Origin of the sequence: Adhaeribacter soli (assembly GCF_008727925.1) — a bacterium.
Taxonomy (GTDB): domain Bacteria; phylum Bacteroidota; class Bacteroidia; order Cytophagales; family Hymenobacteraceae; genus Adhaeribacter_A; species Adhaeribacter_A soli.
Window position 1 is genome coordinate 225,870 of the sequence record NZ_VTWT01000007.1, and the last position, 15,210, is coordinate 241,079.

General features: G+C 46.8%; 8 protein-coding genes. 6 read left to right on the forward strand and 2 right to left on the reverse strand.

The window, feature by feature from the left end; genetic code table 11:
• Positions 1–151 precede the first annotated feature (151 nt).
• The 3 genes from F0P94_RS13975 to F0P94_RS13985 all read left to right on the forward strand — a co-directional run bounded on the left by F0P94_RS13975 (position 152) and on the right by F0P94_RS13985 (position 3,777).
• A complete protein-coding gene (locus F0P94_RS13975; RefSeq protein WP_150904511.1) occupies positions 152–964 on the forward strand; it encodes a class I SAM-dependent methyltransferase in 813 nt (270 codons plus the stop codon).
• A 497-nt stretch (positions 965–1,461) separates the two neighbouring features.
• Complete coding sequence (locus F0P94_RS13980; protein WP_150904512.1) at positions 1,462–2,208, forward strand: DUF4262 domain-containing protein; 747 nt, start codon at positions 1,462–1,464, stop codon at positions 2,206–2,208.
• A 345-nt stretch (positions 2,209–2,553) separates the two neighbouring features.
• Complete coding sequence (locus F0P94_RS13985) at positions 2,554–3,777, forward strand: ABC transporter permease (protein WP_150904513.1); 1,224 nt, start codon at positions 2,554–2,556, stop codon at positions 3,775–3,777.
• A 511-nt stretch (positions 3,778–4,288) separates the two neighbouring features.
• Here the strand turns inward: F0P94_RS13985 and F0P94_RS13990 are convergent.
• Positions 4,289–6,730 (reverse strand): TonB-dependent receptor domain-containing protein, encoded by a 2,442-nt coding sequence (locus tag F0P94_RS13990; RefSeq protein WP_150904514.1) that lies wholly within the window; start codon positions 6,728–6,730, stop codon positions 4,289–4,291.
• Between the two features lie 665 nt (positions 6,731–7,395).
• On the opposite strand from F0P94_RS13990, the gene F0P94_RS13995 reads away from it, so the two are divergent.
• Entirely contained in the window at positions 7,396–10,335 is a 2,940-nt protein-coding gene (locus F0P94_RS13995) for a DEAD/DEAH box helicase (protein ID WP_150904515.1), read from the forward strand.
• A gap of 92 nt (positions 10,336–10,427) precedes the next feature.
• On the opposite strand, the gene F0P94_RS14000 is transcribed toward F0P94_RS13995, so the two are convergent.
• A complete protein-coding gene (locus F0P94_RS14000; RefSeq protein WP_150904516.1) occupies positions 10,428–11,297 on the reverse strand; it encodes a glycosyltransferase family protein in 870 nt (289 codons plus the stop codon).
• A gap of 291 nt (positions 11,298–11,588) precedes the next feature.
• Here F0P94_RS14000 and F0P94_RS14005 point away from each other — a divergent pair, with 291 nt between their 5' ends.
• Together F0P94_RS14005 and F0P94_RS14010 are read left to right on the forward strand one after the other, a co-directional pair.
• Positions 11,589–13,814: a prolyl oligopeptidase family serine peptidase gene (locus F0P94_RS14005; RefSeq protein ID WP_150904517.1), complete on the forward strand. Its 2,226-nt coding sequence runs from the start codon at positions 11,589–11,591 to the stop codon at positions 13,812–13,814.
• 242 nt (positions 13,815–14,056) lie between these two features.
• Positions 14,057–14,497 carry a hypothetical protein gene (locus F0P94_RS14010; RefSeq protein ID WP_150904518.1) on the forward strand — a complete coding sequence of 147 codons (441 nt, stop codon included), beginning with the start codon at positions 14,057–14,059 and terminating at the stop codon, positions 14,495–14,497.
• Positions 14,498–15,210: the final 713 nt, after the last annotated feature.

A 15,210-nucleotide genomic window follows, 5' to 3' on the forward strand; every position in this document is an offset into this window, starting at 1 on the left:
GGAGGACTTCACGCATTCCCGGAAAGAATTCAATTAAAGTAAAACCCTACCCCAATCCCCTCCAAAGGGGGACATCAAAATAAATACTCAATGGAATTACGTCTTGGATTCAGTTCTGATTTTTAATTCCTGATTTCTAATTAAAAGAAAGATGCAATACGATCCGATAAAGCGGGTTTTAGGTAACGTTTTCAACCAGACGCCGGCCTTGCGCCGCCTTTTTTACAACATGCTCGACCTGCTTTTGCTACGTACCTGGCACGTGCACAAAGAGCTGAAAGCCTGGGCGAAAGGCAAAGAAAATCAACCGGTGAAAATTCTGGACGCGGGTTCCGGCTACGGACAATACACCTACTTTATGAGCAGCATGTTCCCGAAAGCCGAAATTCTGGCCGTAGATGTAAAGGAAGAACAGATTGCCGACAGCAACCGCTTTTTCAAGGAAATCGGCCGTGGCGATCGCGTTCGCTTTGAAATTGCCGACCTCGTAAAATTCCAGAAGCCGAACAGCTTCGACCTGGCTTTATCGGTAGACGTGATGGAGCACATTCTGGAAGACGTAGAAGTGTTCAAAAACATTCATGCTTCGCTTAAACCAGGCGGCATGCTGTTGATCTCCACGCCATCGGATCAGGGCGGCTCCGACGTACACGAAGGCGACGACAGTTCGTTTATTGAAGAACACGTGCGCGACGGCTACAACATCCAGGAAATTCAGGACAAGCTCCGCACTGCCGGTTTCACCAAAATGGAAGCGCGTTATTCCTACGGCAAACCGGGTCAGGTATCGTGGCGCTTATCCATGAAATACCCGATCCAGATGCTGGGCACTACCAAAGCGTTCTTTGCGCTGCTGCCGTTCTACTACGTCGTTACCTTCCCGATCAGCTACATCCTGAACTGGTTCGACGCCAATAAAAAGCACCCTACCGGAACCGGTTTGATCGTGAAAGCCTGGAAGTAAGACTTGGGTTTTTGGTGGTTTGGGATAGCGTTTTAAGAGAAGAATAATGAGAAGAAAATCGGCTATTATATTTTCAGTCATCATTCTGGTTTTATTTGGGGCCTTATTCCCATTTTTAGGAAAGGGTGGTTTGATTTTATTCGGAACACTTTCCTTTCTTATAATTTTGATTGTCTTAAGCAGTTCCAAACCTGCTAAATCATAATCTGTTTTGCCGTTGTTGGTGTTTTTACCAATAACTTAAGAGTGCAGGAGCTAAAAATTATTGGTGAAAACACCAATAACGGCAGCAATTCTAAATTAGGCTGTCATGTTGAGCGATAGCGAAACAACTCGTTGGCGGGAGGAACTACTGCTACCTCCTGCTTTGCTGCTGAGAGCCGACAAGATCCTTCACTAACGTTCAGGATGACAGCTTTTATCGAGATACTCTCTGGTGCTGACATTTAAGAACCAGAGTTTTTCAACCATTTCAGAATACCATTTTTTAACCAATCATGCGTAAAAAGCAGCCATACAACGAAGCAATCGAAAGCATTATAAACGCCGACATCGAAAATGACGGTTGCCACATGGTGCTGGTCGAAGCCGATGATTATTTGCCTGCTTATGCCTATACCATTGGTTTATTCCCGGCGTATCACCATCCGGAAATAATCTGTTTTGGTCTTGCTCCGGAAGTGCTGAGAGGCTTGCTCAAAGATGCGCTTCAGCTGGTAAAGCAAGGCAAGAAATTAATTCCCGGCTATCTGTTTCCGGAGTTCTTAAAAGGCTTTAATACCCAGTTCCTAAAAGTAAACCCGGAGTATTATGCCAGTTATTTCGGCCTGGCGCAACAGTATTATGGTTTCCGGAATTTCCCGGCGCTGCAACTGGTGTGGCCCGACAAGCAAAACCATTTTCCCTGGGAAAAAAGCTTCAACCCGGACTGGAAATTCCGGCAGCCGCTTTTAGACCGGAATACCGACTTTAAGTTCCTGGAAGAGCGCGACGTACGGGCATTTACCACCCGGCAAGTGCTGGAAGGCCAGGCTATTTCGTACGTGTATCACAACAACGAGGGCGACTGGCAATTCATGTCCGATTCCAAACCGAATGCAAAAGACGCCCGCATTGTTTGCCTCGAAGACATTACCCGCCTCGACCCTTCGGTAAACGATATTTATTTTTTACCGTTCGGCTGGTACGCCTGGCGCAACTCCCGGGAAGAAAAATGGACAACCGCAAAGCTCCCGGAAGAATAAGAATCAGTAACTGACGTTATGCAAGGAGGAGAAAAGTCCCCCTTTGGAGGGGGTAGGGGGAGGACAGGAGAATTATTTGATTTTTAAAGGAGATCAAATAAAGTAAAAATCCTCCCCCTACCCCCTCCAAAGGGGGACCTCAAAAAACTTGCGCTACGTCAGTCATATTTAGCCTAATAGAAATTAATTTGAAGTAAGTTTGCTGTTGTTTGTGCCGTTGTTGGTATTTTCACCAACAACATAACTCCTGCACTACAAGGTTGTTGGTGAAAACACCAACAACGGCAAAAGGCGGCTTTGGATAGCATAGCCCATTAGCACATTAAAAAATTAGCACATTAAAAAATGAACGTTTCCTTTCTCATCGCAAAACGGTACTTCCGGTCGAAGAAAAAGCGGAACATCATCAGCATTATTTCCAATATTTCCATGATCGGGGTGGCCGTGGGAACCATGGCGCTTATTATTGTGCTGTCAGTTTTTAACGGCATCGAAGACCTGATCCGCTCGCTTTACGGCAGTTTCGACCCGGACCTGAAGATCACCGCCGTAGAAGGCAAAAGCTTCGAAGTTAATCCGCAATTTCTCGATTCCATAAAGGGCATAAGAGGCGTAGACCTGATTTCCGAAACGGTAGAAGATAACGCCCTTTTGCGCTACCAGGACCGGCAGATGATCGTGAAACTGAAGGGCGTAAGCGATAATTATTTCCTGCAGAACAGCATCGATTCGGCTTTAACCGAAGGCAGCGCTGAACTGAAACGCAAAGGCCTGCAATACGCTCTGCTGGGCCGCGGCGTGCAGATGCAGCTTTCCATTCGCACCGATAATCCTTTCGTGGGTTTGCAGGTGCTTTACCCGAAGGCCAGTAAAAAGATCTCTCTGAACCCCGAAAACGCTTTCAACGAAAAAGGCATCATGCCCGGCGGCGTGTTCGCCATCGAGCGGCAGTACGACGACAATTACGTGTTCGTGCCCCTGGAATTTGCCCGCGATCTTTTCAACTACGGTACCAAGCGGAGTGCCTTGGAAGTAAAAGTAACCGAAGGCACCAATCCGGATAAAGTGAAACGGCAGTTAAAAAGACTGTTGGGCGAAAAATTCAACGTGCAGAATTCGGATGAACAGCATACCAGTTTGTTACGCGCCGTAAAAGTGGAGAAGCTATTCGTGTTCATTACGTTTGCTTTTATTTTGCTTATCGCCTCGCTCAATATTTTCTTCTCGCTTTCCATGCTGGTGATCGATAAGAAAAAAGACATTGCCATTCTGGCTTCCATGGGCGCGAGCGCCACAACCATCCGCAATATTTTCCTTTTTGAAGGGGCCATCGTAGCGTTTTCCGGTGCCGGGGCAGGCTTGTTTATCGGTATGGTTATCTGTTGGGCACAGCAAACTTTCGGCTTAATTTCCATGGGCATGACCACTGCCGTAGTAGATTCTTACCCCGTAAAAATGCAGGCCCTCGATTTCATTTTCACCGGCCTGGCTATCATCGTCATTACCCTGCTGGTTTCCATTCGCCCCGCCCGCCGCGCGGCTGCCTTGCAGATCAAGGATAATTTATAATCGTTAATTTGGTGGCTTTTCGGATTTGCGGTTACAGGTGTTCGGAAGATATAAACCCACCCCTAACCCCTCCGAGGAGGGGAATATTTTCCTTGAGATTTGATTAAGTTATTCACTTTTACATGGTTATGCTTATTGGGGGTGTCAGCTAAAGACTTAATTAAGTTAGGTGTATTTTGATCAAATTCCCTTTATTTCGAGTACTGTTTCATTCTAACAAACTTAGATTAGCATTTTTGAGAATGAAACAAAATTCCCCTCCTCGGAGGGGTTAGGGGTGGGTTTATATCTTCCGAGCACTAGTTATCGAAATTTGCTCTTTTGCTCTTCCGGATTTGTAATCCGGAAGCATTTAGCCGCGGATTTGTAATCCGCCTTGCACCACCGCCTACTATAAAATGCTATTATTCTCGGTAGGAAAAGTCGGATTACAAATCCTTATACCCGGTACTTTCTGATTACAAATCCGAAAGAGCAATTTTAAAGGACAATTTAGCAAGTCGTTTCTAACTCAACTCCCGCCGCCGCTTTTGCCGCCTTTTACATCGTCGTTCTGGATGCCGCGTTTTTTGCTGGCGATGCCGCCTTTCAGCTTTCCGAATTTATAGCTGAAGGAAATTCCGATGCGGCGGAGCTGAAAGGCGCCCTTCTGGGTTTGGGTAAATGCCGGATCGTTTAATTCGCTTTCCCAGCGGCGGAATTTCTGGAAGGGGCTTTGCACCCACAAACTGGCGGTGGCTTTATCGTCTTTCAGGAAGGTTTTAGTTAAGGTCAGGCTGTTGAAGTAATAGCCGCCGTTACGGCCCTGCAGGGTGATGGAGCGGGAGTAATAACCCATGTTCGCGCTCAGGCGCCACTTCTTTTCGAATTTGTAACTGCCATACCCGAAAATGCCGGCTGTAAATCCTTCATTCTGTACGGGTTTATCCTGCAAAAAGCCGTTCAGGATAACGTAATTCAGCGAAGTGTTCAGGTTCAGGTTAAGTTTGTCGGTCAGATTCAGGTTGGTGTTTACCGAAAAGCCCAGGTTTTGCTCGCGGCCTAAATTGCCGTAAGTGGTAACAGCCGAATCGGGGTAAATGGTGGTGAATTGCTGAATGGAGTTATTCGTGAAGGTATAAGAAGCGCTGGTGTTGAAGGATGAATTTTTGACAAACGTGCTGTGCGCCAGCTCAAAGTTGTGGCTGGTGGTGGCGTCCAGATCCGGATTGCCGTAAGAAATGTTTTTAACGTCTATGCGGTTTACGTACGGATTTAAAAACCAGAGTCCCGGCCGTTCGATGCGCTGGTTATAGGAGAGCTTCAGGTCCTGCATTTCTTTCAGTTTCCGCGAGAGGGCTATGGATGGTATCAGGTTTAAATAATCCTGTTGGGCACTGGTTTCGGAAGAACTGAAATTGGCGTTTATCCGGGTTTCTTCCAGGCGCGAACCAAGCTTCAGGCCCCAGTCGTTCTTTTTCAGCGTAACCGAAGCGTAAGCTGCATAAATATCCTGGTGATAATCGAAATTATTGGTTTGCTTCGGGTCGTTTATGAACTGGCCGGAGGCATGGTTCAGGGTATCGTAAAAGTATTTGCTGTCGTTCAGGCGGGTGATGGATTTGAGGCCCACTTCCAGGTTGTTTTCCCCGAAAGGCTGCACATAATCGGCCTGAACGGTGTGTTCGCGCTCGTTGCTGGCATTGTCGGTCCGGCCCTTCAATTTCTGATAATTCAATAGCGGTTCGTAGGTGAAGTCAACCTGGTTGCCGTAGCCGTTCCGGCTGAATTTGTAGGAAAGCGTGAGCAGTTGTTCTTTATTCCGGCGGAAGCCGCGCTGGTAATCCAGGCCCACTTCGTGCCCGTTCCAGTATTCGTTCCGGTCGTTGGTTCTAAGGTATTGCTGCAATGTCGTAGTTCCCGATTCCAGCAGCGCCTGCTGATTCATTTGAATATCGTTGTCGCCGTCGTAAAGGGTAGCGTTGCCGGTAAACAAATTCAGGGAATCGAGTTCGTAGCTTAGCTGCAGGCCGCCGTAATGATTGCCGCCGGTGTTTTTGCCTTCGCCGGTTTGCGTGAATTGGGTGTTGCGCAGCAGATCCTGACGGATAAAGTTGTTCGTATTCCGGGGCGATGTCCAGCTGTTGGTGCCATAATTAGCCGAAGCGCCGAACTTGCCGGTTTTCACGGTAAGGTAAGCGCCCGCATTGAAACCGGTTGGCGTCCGCGCCCCAACGTTTACCGAACCGTTGTAGCCGCCCGGAGTATCTTTATTCGTGATAATGTTAATGATGCCGCCAATGCCTTCGGCTTCGTATTTGGCCGGCGGACTGGTAATAACCTCGATCTTTTTAATGGAAGAAGCCGGCATGCTTTTCAGTACATCTTTCGGGTTGCGGGCAAAAAGGGCCGATGCTTTGCCGTTAATCAGTACTTTGTAATTGCTGTTTCCTTTCAGTTTAATGTTATCGTCGGCATCTACGGTAACCATAGGCACTTTCCGGAGCATATCTAGTACCGTATTGCTTTTGCTTTCGGGGTCGGCTTCCACGTCGTAACTTATCTTATCAATGTCCTGGGTAACCAGAATTTTCTGGGAGGTAACCTCCACTTCCTGCAGTTGTTTGGTGCTGGGCTGAAGCTTTATTTTGGGCAGGTTTACCGTAGGCCTGGTAGCGCTCAGGCTCTCTACTTTAATGGTTTTCGGCTGGTAACCTACGTAAGAGATCAGCACTTCGTAGGGTTTTAATATTAAACCGGAAAAGCTGAATTCTCCTTTTTCGTTCGTGTAGGTGCTTCTAAGGATCTCGGTTTTGCCGCTTTCTTTCAGGCTGATGCTTACATAATCTAAAGCTGTATTGCTGGCCGAGTCGGTGACGATGCCCCTGATAATTCCCTTTGCGCTGTCTGTTTGACCATGCGTAACGGAACAGAAAGCGCAAAGCGTTAAAAATAATAAATATATCTTTTTCATATAATGCCTGTTTGTAGCTGTAATAAGCGCAAAATTTGCCTGTTCTCCGGATGACAAACCCCCAGGCCAGCGGATTCGTTTTCGGGTACCGGGAGTGCCCTTGCTGCAGGAATTAGCTTGATGGCAGCATTAAATTAAGAAGCAAAACAAATGAAAATCAGAGGTTAAAAATTACGTAGTAGTGCGTAGTTTTTAATTTCCCCGGTGCCTTTATTCAGGCTCGGGGCTGGCGTCTTGACCTGTTCTTTCAACCATTTTTATTCGATATTTTAATTACGAATTGCTTCGTAGATGCAATTATACGAAGAGTTTCGTAAATGAAACAATTTTTAATATGAATTTTACATCAAATTATAACAATAAACATTGTTGCCTGATCTTCTTGTAAACACGCCTGCCGGCCGCAGCAGCAAAGTAGTTTTTACAACCGGATAGGAATTGCATCAGATGTTTTCCGATTCAGCTTTCACGCATTAACAACTTCAGAATTGCGCAAAGTGAAAGCAGGATTCCGGATATGCAGTTAGATTCCGGATACCAATGAAAACGGTAGTCCGGAATAATTCTGAAAACAGGCAAATCTGGAAGGAGAACAAAAAAATAGACTGAAACGCTGCCCGTAATCCGGAAAGTAGTATCTTTAAAGTCCGATAATGCGTTTGGTGATGAAGGTTTTTACAACACAGCCTTTTCAGGTTGTTTATTCTCTCTTTGAACACGAGTACTTAGGTTACCTTTTTGAGTCGTTTGTGGTGCAGATAAACTCCCGCAATCACCTTACCCTGCAGCACCAGAATATTTCGGCCAAAAACGCGGCTGAATTTGCCTCCCGCCTCGACGCGACTGATTTTAAATTGGTTGCGCTCATGGATCAGATCCAGCAGGATGCGGTTTTCAAGCGTTTCTGCACCAAAAAAATGACCTTGTCGGAGTTCTTCCTGAAAACCTACGATCCGGAAAAAGGCGATAAAGTGTTGCAGGAAACCATTCAGCGCTACATGCAGACGCGCATGGCCAAAATACTGGATTTGCTGGCCAACAAGAAGGTCTTTATTATGGGCAAAGACGGCGAACCTACCTGGAAAGCCGTTACGCTGCCGCCGGAAAAAGCTACCGTGCTGTTCCATTTCCGCCGCAACGAAGAAAACACCCACTATTTCCCGACCATAAAACACAAGGGGGAGAAGCTCGAATTTCAGTATAAAGATGCCGTTCTGGTTTGCAACGAACCGGCCTGGCTGCTTCTGGAAGATAAATTGTATAGCTTCGAAAAGGAAGTGGACGGCAAAAAACTGCAGCCTTTCCTGAACAAGAAATTTATCGTGATCCCGCGCAAGGTAGAGGAAACGTACTTTACCAAGTTCGTGGCGCCACTCGTGGAATCGTTTGATGTATATGCGAAAGGCTTTGAAATTAAGTCGGAACGCTACCAGCCGCAACCTTTTTTAACGTTTTCGGAAGTGAGCTCAGGGGTGCAGGCCAAAGACATGTTCCAGACCCGGAGCTCGGCTACCGACAGAAACCTGGTTTCGGAGAAGATCCTGTTCAACCTGGCTTTTCAGTACGGAAAATATACCGTTTCCAACGCCGAAACCAAGCGCATCAGCGTGAACATCGAAAAAACGCCGGATTCCTATATCTTCCACCGCCTGATCCGCGACGTGAACCATGAAAAAGAATTCCTGAAAAAACTCTCGGACCGTGAACTGGAAGTAAAAGGCGGAAAGGCCGTGTTGGATAAATCGCTAGCCTTTAGCTGGCTGAACCAACATGCCCAAGAGCTCGAAAAACAAGGCTTCGTAATCGAGCAGGCCAACGGACAAGGCAGCGGGGGCGCGAAAAATTACTTTATCGGCGAAATTTCGCTCAACGTAGGCATTACCGAAAACAACGACTGGTTCGATATTTACGGTACCGTGCGGTTCGGCGAATTTGAAATCCCGTTCATAAAGCTTCGGCCTTACATCCTGAACCGCAAAAACGAATACCGTCTGCCGAACGGCCAGATCGCTATTATTCCGGAAGAGTGGTTTACGCAATACATCGAGCTTTTTGCTTTTTCGGAAGGCGAAGAAGGCCTGACTTTGCGCAAGCACCATTTAGCGCTGATCAACGACCTGCAGAACGGCAACCTGGCTACCGTAACCATGACCCGGAAGCTGGAAAAACTCCGCGAGTTCGAGGAAATTGAAGACAAGCCCTTGCCGGAAGGTTTTAAAGGCACCTTGCGCCCGTACCAGAAAGCGGGTTACAACTGGCTGCATTTCGTAAAAGATTACAAGTTCGGTGGTTGCTTAGCCGATGATATGGGTCTGGGGAAAACCGTGCAAACGCTGGCCATGCTGCAGCACCGCAAAGAAAACGGCGCCGATTCGGCATCCTTGCTGGTAATGCCTACTTCGCTTATTTACAACTGGCTGAACGAAGCCCAGAAGTTTACCCCTCAGCTCCGTATTCTGAACTACACCGGTACCTACCGCGAAAAAAGCGCTTCCATTTTTAAGCATTACGACCTTATTTTAACCTCGTACGGCATTGTGCGTCTGGATTCGGAATTGCTGAAAAAATACTACTTCGACTATATTATTCTCGACGAATCGCAAGCCATTAAGAACCCGAACTCGAATACCTCGCAATCGGTGCGGGAACTGAAATCGCGGCACCGTTTAATTTTAACGGGTACGCCGGTAGAGAACAGCACCATGGACTTGTGGAGCCAGATGTCGTTCATTAATCCGGGGCTGTTGGGTACGCAGAATTTCTTCCGCAACGAATTCCTGAAGCCGATCGAGAAAGACAAGGACGAAGTAAAAACCAAAAAGCTGCACGCCCTGATCAAACCGTTTATTTTACGTCGGCATAAGAGCCAGGTAGCCACCGAGCTTCCGGCCAAGGTAGAGCATACCACGTATTGCTCCATGACCGAAGAGCAGGAGCAAGCCTACGAGGAAACCAAGAGTTATTACCGCAACAAGATCCTGAAAAGCATCGAGGAACAGGGTGCCAATAAAAGCCAGTTCATGCTTTTACAGGGCCTGATGAAACTTCGCCAGATCGCCAATCATCCGGCCATGGCCGACCCGAACTACGAAGGCGAAAGCGGCAAGCTGAAAGAAGTGATCCGGATGACGCGCAACGTGGTAGCCAAAGGGCATAAGGTTTTAATATTCAGTCAGTTCGTGAAACACCTGGAAATTGTCCGGCAGTCGCTGAACGAAAAGAAAGTGGCTTATACCTACCTCGACGGCAATACCAAAGACCGGCAGGCCCAGGTAGACCGTTTTCAGAAAGATGAATCGATCCGGGTGTTTCTTATTTCCCTGAAAGCTGGCGGGGTAGGTCTTAATTTAACGGCCGCCGACTACGTGTTCATTCTCGACCCGTGGTGGAACCCGGCCGTAGAAGCCCAGGCCATAGACCGCGCACACCGCATCGGGCAGCAGAATACCGTTTTTACCTATAAATTCATTGCCAAGAACACGGTGGAAGAAAAGATCCTGGCCCTGCAGGATAAGAAAATCCAGCTCGTTACCGACCTGATCTCGACAGATGAAACCGTGATCAAGAGCCTAACGAAGGAGGATATCGAGAACCTGCTGAGTTAAATGGTTTAATGGCCTAATGGCTTCCGGAATACGTTTTATCAAACCTCACAGGTCTCCGAGACCTGTGAGGTTTTTTTTAAAAAGCTACCGTTTTAAATGATTGTATAATTTTTGTACTCAAACAACCGGATGCCGGTCTTGTGCTCGAACCATTGCAGCAGCCGTTTTTTCAGATCCAGGTTTTTGCGGCTTGGATCGAAGTTTAATTGCCAGTTTACTTCCTGCAGGCGCTTTTGCATCACGGCTGGATGGGTGCCGGTAAAAGGCGCGAGGCTGTCAATTTTAGAATAATCGAACAATTCAGTATCCTGCACTTTCTGCTTCATCCATTCGTCGTCGTGCCAGAGTTTGTTGAAGGTTTTTTCCTTCTTTTTCATATCGGCGGGGTGTTTTACCCAACCGTAATGGTACACGTAAGCGTCTATTAGTTTCACGTTCAGCTTGCGGTCGTTTTTGCGGAAACCCTGGGCATCGCGGTAGCTTCTGATCGCTTTATCGTTACGGATAATGCGGATCTCGCGGCGGTACCAGCTGCGTGAATCGCCTACATAATCGTAGGTGCCGTAAAAGTGCAGGTATTTGAAAAGCAGACCTTCTACTTCCGGTTTATCTTTCCAGCGCTGCATTTCCTGCTTTATGGTATCCAGGTACTTTTCGTGCACCACCTCATCGCCCTGCATATAAAAGGCCCAATCCGAATCCGGTGAAATAGCATCGAAAGCCTTGTCTGTTTCTACCGCCAGCACTTTCCCGCCTTCGCGCAAAGAGTTGTCCCAAACGCTACGAATGATCTTTATTTTCGGGGAATTAATGTTTTGAATAAGCTCCAGCGTTCCGTCTTCGCAATCGCCTACGCTTACAATAAACTCGTCGCAAATGGGCAGAATAGAAGTAATGGCTTCTACAATGGGGTAACTGTACTGCACTGCGTTTTTTACGAAGGTAAAGCCGGAGACTTTCATTTTGTTTGGGAGTTTGGAAAATGCAAAGGTAGGGAATTTACCCCACGCTAATAGCTAAAAACAGGGGAGGGGACTTGATCAGGGAAATTCAAAGTAGCGTAGGGTTTAAACCCTACGCTACTTTGAATTTCCCTGTAAACGAAATCGTTTAGCTCTAAAAATTACAAGCTTATTCTCATAACCTCAAGCGAAGCGAAAAAAGGAAAGGAACTCCCTCCCCTGTTTTAAGGGGAGGGTTGGGGTGGGTTAAAAAAATGCGTAACTTAGCAGAATAACCACAAAAGTTGCCTCATGAAAAAAACAACTTTGTTTTTGCTGGCCGGCGCCACCATGCTGAACGCCTGCAAATCCACCGAAACAAAATCGAAAATAGAAACCAAGAACGGCGAAGTGAAAGTGAAAAGTAACGGCCCTTTGCTTTCCGAAGCCCCGACCAAAGAAATTGCCGCACCTTTAACCCAGCGCCTCGATTACCCGGAAACGAAAAAGGTAGACCAGGCCGATGATTATTTCGGTACCAAGGTTTCGGACCCGTACCGCTGGCTCGAAGACCAGTATTCCGAAGAAACCGCCCAATGGGTAAATGCGCAGAATAAAGTTACGTTTGGCTACCTGGAGAAAATCCCATTCCGCAATAATATTAAAGAACGCTTAACCAAGCTTTGGAATTACCAGAAACTGAGCGCGCCTTTTATTAAAGGGGGCAATTTGTTTTACTTCAAAAATGATGGTTTGCAAAACCAGGCAGTGCTTTATAAAAATAGCCCTGTAAAAGGCGAACCGGAAGTTTTCCTGGACCCGAACAAGCTTTCCGCCGACGGTACGACTTCGCTATCCGGTTTTGCCTTCTCGAAGAATAACAAGTACATGGCTTACGGCACTTCTGGCGGTGGTTCCGACTGGAATACCTGGTACGTAATGGACGTGGCTACTAAAAAGCAGTTATCTGATAAACTGGAGTGGATCAAGTTCTCGGGTGCGGCCTGGCAGGGCGACGGTTTCTACTACAGCCGCTACGATGCCCCGAAAGACAAAGCCCTTTCAAACAAAAACGAATACCACAAAATCTACTTCCACAAGATCGGAACGCCGCAAAGCGCCGATAAGCTGATCTACGAAGACAAGAACAAACCTTTGCTGAACTTCAGCGCCCAGACCACCGAAGACGAGCGTTTTCTGCTGATCTACGGCTCGGAAGGAACATCCGGCGGCACGCTGGCTTACAAAGATCTGAAGGATCCGAAAGGCAAGATCAACTGGCTCGTTACCACTTATGAGTCGGAATATAACGTGATCGATAACGTAGGCGATAAGTTGCTGGTGCACACGAATAAAAATGCGCCGAACTACAAGCTCGTATTGCTGGACCCGAAAAAACCGCAGGAAGCCAACTGGAAAACCATTGTGCCGGAAAGCCAGAACGTGCTGAGCAGCGTAACCATGGTAGGTGGTAAAATTATAGCTACTTATCTGAAAGATGCCGCCAGCCAGGTACTTGTGTTCGATGTGAACGGTAAAAAACAGAACGAACTGGAATTCCCGACCATCGGAACCGTTGCAGGCTTTGCCGGCGATAAAGATACCAAAGAAACCTTCTACACCTTTACTTCTTTCACCTACCCAACGGCCGTTTACCGCTACGATATTGCCAACAACAAATCGGAGCTGTTCTGGAAACCGGAAGTAGACGTAAAATCGGAAGAATACGAAACCAAACAGGTTTTCTACACCAGCAAAGACGGAACCAAGGTGCCGATGTTTATTGTGCACAAGAAAGGCCTGAAAATGGATGGGCAGAACCCAACGTATTTGTACGCTTATGGCGGTTTCAACATTTCGCTTACCCCAAGTTTCAGTGCGGTTAATTTGCTGTGGTTGGAGAACGGCGGTGTATACGCCATGCCAAACCTGCGCGGTGGCGGCGAATACGGCGAAAAATGGCATAAAGGCGGCATGACCCCGAACAAGCAAAACGTGTTCGACGACTTTATTGCCGCCGGCGAATACCTGAAAAAAGAAGGCTATACTTCCACCGAAAAGCTGGCTATTTCCGGCCGCTCAAACGGCGGTTTACTGGTAGGCGCAACCATGACCCAACGCCCTGACCTGGCGAAAGTAGCTTTCCCGGGTGTGGGTGTTTTAGACATGCTGCGGTTCCACAAATTCACCATTGGCTGGGCCTGGGTTCCTGAATACGGTTCTTCCGACGATAAAGCCCAGTTCGAAAACCTGTACAAGTTCTCGCCGCTGCACAACATCAAGGAAGGCACAGCTTACCCGGCCACCATGGTTACCACCGCCGATCACGACGACCGCGTTGTACCGTCGCACAGCTTTAAATTCATTTCAGAATTGCAGGAAAAGGGGGGAGGAACGAACCCGTACCTGATCCGCGTAGATGTGAAAGCAGGCCACGGTGCCGGCAAACCAACCTCGCTGCAAATTCAGGAATGGGCCGATATCTGGTCGTTTGCCTACTACAACATGGGCGTAGATCCGTATGGCAAGGCGAAGTAGTTGACCCCACCTAAATCCTCCCCTAAAAACAGGGGAGGACTTTTGAAGATAGACTTTTAGGGAATCAGCAGTAACGCTTTGTTGCTGCTGATTTTTTTTGGGGAAACAATAGCGTTTCCGAACAAAAAAGTGCCGGTTTTCAGACCGTACCTACATCTTTATGTAATGCCGGTAAGAAGCTGGAAAGAGCGAAAAGGGTTATTTTAGTACAATCATTTTAAGTAACCTCACCCTCTTTAAACATGAAAATCAATAAACTCCTTTTTAGCCTGTTTTTAGTCTTTTGTTTAGTGCTTTCGGTGCAGGCGCAGGCCCCGCAGATCCGCCTGAAGGGCGAGAAAATTTTGGTAAATAACCAGCTCTACGGTTACCTGATCAAAAGTGGTTCGGCCTGGGCCAGGGATTATAGCTTCCAGAGCACGCGCAACGAAGAACTGGCTTTTGCCAGAGCGGTTACCAAGGAAATGCCGAACGGCCACGTGTACGATTACTACGAAATTACTTTTAAGGGCTTCTCCCAGAAAGCGGAAATGGACATGGACAATGATTTCGGGCGGCGGTTTGCCTTTGAAATGGTGCTGGATAAAATGGTGAAGAACAATCTGCTCGATCCGGAAAGCGTGGAAAAATTCCTGGCGCGTTATCCTGCCAACATCTCGAAACGGTTGAGCAGCAATTTGTAAATACAGGCTTCTTAAGCCGAGCCACAGTTTTGACAAGATCAGCAGTAGCGTTTCGTTATTGCTGATTTTTAGTTTTTAGACGAAAAGGATAGCGTTTTGAACGGAAAAGTCTAAAGCTGAAAAAGCAAAACCTCAGCTGGAATGAAATTGCCTTCCGGCTAAACTTTACCGATCTGGCTGCTTTTAGTAAAACTTTTAAGAAAGGTACTGGGGTTTGCCGTATAGGTATGCTGTTTAAGTTTATTTGCTGCTTTTTATTGTACTTGCATAGTCGCTTTTTCGGATTTGTAATCCGAAAATCAGGAGGGCGGATCTGTAATCCGCCTGGGAAAATTGGTTATTTAAAGTTGAATAATGTGGATTGTAAATCCTCAGCTCATTACCTTCGGATTACAAATCCAAAAGTGCAGATGAAATATGTTTTTAAATAGTATGGTCTGGAATTGTTAAACCCATTTTGTGGAAGGCTTGCTGCTAATAAGAGCAAAGGCGGCTATCAAGAATCCTTCAATTCGAAGAATAAAAAGATGCATGGCTTATAGGAATGAGTGATGTTTTTAAATTAATATTCAGACTATGTATTAACTGGTTAGGTTTAATTTATTACCCTATAAGGTTTATATATTTTAGTGATTTGGATTATAAAGAAAATGACGACTATACTGTTTTTGTGGAAGCACTTGTTTATTCGGCAGACCTCGTGGTTCCCTTAT

Excerpts from the sequence above, each read along its gene's own strand:
- F0P94_RS14000 (WP_150904516.1), bottom strand. The coding sequence starts at position 11,297 with ATGAAAGTCTCCGGCTTTACCTTCGTAAAAAACGCAGTGCAGTACAGT.
- F0P94_RS13975 (WP_150904511.1), top strand. The coding sequence starts at position 152 with ATGCAATACGATCCGATAAAGCGGGTTTTAGGTAACGTTTTCAACCAG.
- F0P94_RS13985 (WP_150904513.1), top strand. The coding sequence starts at position 2,554 with ATGAACGTTTCCTTTCTCATCGCAAAACGGTACTTCCGGTCGAAGAAA.
- F0P94_RS13980 (WP_150904512.1), top strand. The coding sequence starts at position 1,462 with ATGCGTAAAAAGCAGCCATACAACGAAGCAATCGAAAGCATTATAAAC.
- F0P94_RS14010 (WP_150904518.1), top strand. The coding sequence starts at position 14,057 with ATGAAAATCAATAAACTCCTTTTTAGCCTGTTTTTAGTCTTTTGTTTA.
- F0P94_RS13990 (WP_150904514.1), bottom strand. The coding sequence starts at position 6,730 with ATGAAAAAGATATATTTATTATTTTTAACGCTTTGCGCTTTCTGTTCC.
- F0P94_RS13995 (WP_150904515.1), top strand. The coding sequence starts at position 7,396 with ATGAAGGTTTTTACAACACAGCCTTTTCAGGTTGTTTATTCTCTCTTT.
- F0P94_RS14005 (WP_150904517.1), top strand. The coding sequence starts at position 11,589 with ATGAAAAAAACAACTTTGTTTTTGCTGGCCGGCGCCACCATGCTGAAC.